Source organism: Kribbella sp. NPDC056345 (assembly GCF_042262745.1).
Taxonomy (GTDB): Bacteria; Actinomycetota; Actinomycetes; order Propionibacteriales; family Kribbellaceae; genus Kribbella.
Genome location: NZ_JBHJQQ010000034.1, coordinates 3,391 through 5,071 on the forward strand (window position 1 = coordinate 3,391; position 1,681 = coordinate 5,071).

Below are 1,681 nucleotides of genomic sequence, written 5' to 3' on the forward strand. Positions count from 1 at the left end.
GAGATTCAGGCCTAATGGTCAATGTTCCACATTCCGAAGCACCATCGCCCTGGAACGGATGTCCAGGAAACGATGAATGGGCAGACACCCCTTGCGGGCTTGTCTGCCGAATGCTCCTTAGAAAGGAGGTGATCCAGCCGCACCTTCCGGTACGGCTACCTTGTTACGACTTCGTCCTAATCGCCAGCCCCACCTTCGACGGCTCCCTCCCACAAGGGGTTAGGCCACCGGCTTCGGGTGTTGCCGACTTTCATGACGTGACGGGCGGTGTGTACAAGGCCCGGGAACGTATTCACCGCAGCGTTGCTGATCTGCGATTACTAGCGACTCCGACTTCATGGGGTCGAGTTGCAGACCCCAATCCGAACTGAGACCGGCTTTTTGGGATTCGCTCCACCTTGCGGTTTCGCAGCCCTTTGTACCGGCCATTGTAGCATGCGTGAAGCCCTGGACATAAGGGGCATGATGACTTGACGTCATCCCCACCTTCCTCCGAGTTGACCCCGGCAGTCTCCTATGAGTCCCCACCATAACGTGCTGGCAACATAGGACGAGGGTTGCGCTCGTTGCGGGACTTAACCCAACATCTCACGACACGAGCTGACGACAGCCATGCACCACCTGTATAGGACCCTTACGGACCCCCCATCTCTGGAGGATTTCCCTATATGTCAAACCCAGGTAAGGTTCTTCGCGTTGCATCGAATTAATCCGCATGCTCCGCCGCTTGTGCGGGCCCCCGTCAATTCCTTTGAGTTTTAGCCTTGCGGCCGTACTCCCCAGGCGGGGCGCTTAATGCGTTAGCTGCGGCACGGAGGACGTGGAATGTCCCCCACACCTAGCGCCCAACGTTTACGGCGTGGACTACCAGGGTATCTAATCCTGTTCGCTACCCACGCTTTCGCTCCTCAGCGTCAGGTAAGGCCCAGAGAGCCGCCTTCGCCACCGGTGTTCTTCCTGATATCTGCGCATTCCACCGCTACACCAGGAGTTCCGCTCTCCCCTGCCTACCTCTAGTCTGCCCGTATCGGAAGCAGGCTCGGAGTTAAGCTCCGAGTTTTCACTCCCGACGTGACGAACCGCCTACGAGCCCTTTACGCCCAATAATTCCGGACAACGCTCGGACCCTACGTATTACCGCGGCTGCTGGCACGTAGTTGGCCGGTCCTTCTTCTGCAGGTACCGTCACTTTCGCTTCGTCCCTGCTGAAAGAGGTTTACAACCCGAAGGCCGTCATCCCTCACGCGGCGTTGCTGCGTCAGACTTTCGTCCATTGCGCAATATTCCCCACTGCTGCCTCCCGTAGGAGTCTGGGCCGTGTCTCAGTCCCAGTGTGGCCGGTCGCCCTCTCAGGCCGGCTACCCGTCGACGCCTTGGTAGGCCATTACCCCACCAACAAGCTGATAGGCCGCGAGCCCATCCCCAACCGCCAGAACTTTCAACCCCACACCATGAAGCGCGAGATGATATCCGGTATTAGACCCCGTTTCCGAGGCTTATCCCGAAGTTGAGGGTAGGTTGCTCACGTGTTACTCACCCGTTCGCCGCTCGTGTACCCCCGAAGGGGCCTTACCGCTCGACTTGCATGTGTTAAGCACGCCGCCAGCGTTCGTCCTGAGCCAGGATCAAACTCTCCGTTGAAAAATATAGACAACCTAGCCGAAGCTAGAGAGTCAACAAC

At 58.0% G+C, this 1,681-nt stretch carries 1 rRNA gene; it reads right to left on the reverse strand.

Going from position 1 to position 1,681, the window contains the following annotated elements:
• Nucleotides 1-121: 121 nt before the first annotated feature.
• Nucleotides 122-1,641 (reverse strand): 16S ribosomal RNA (locus tag ACFCV3_RS42560).
• Between the last annotated feature and the right edge of the window lie 40 nt (nt 1,642-1,681).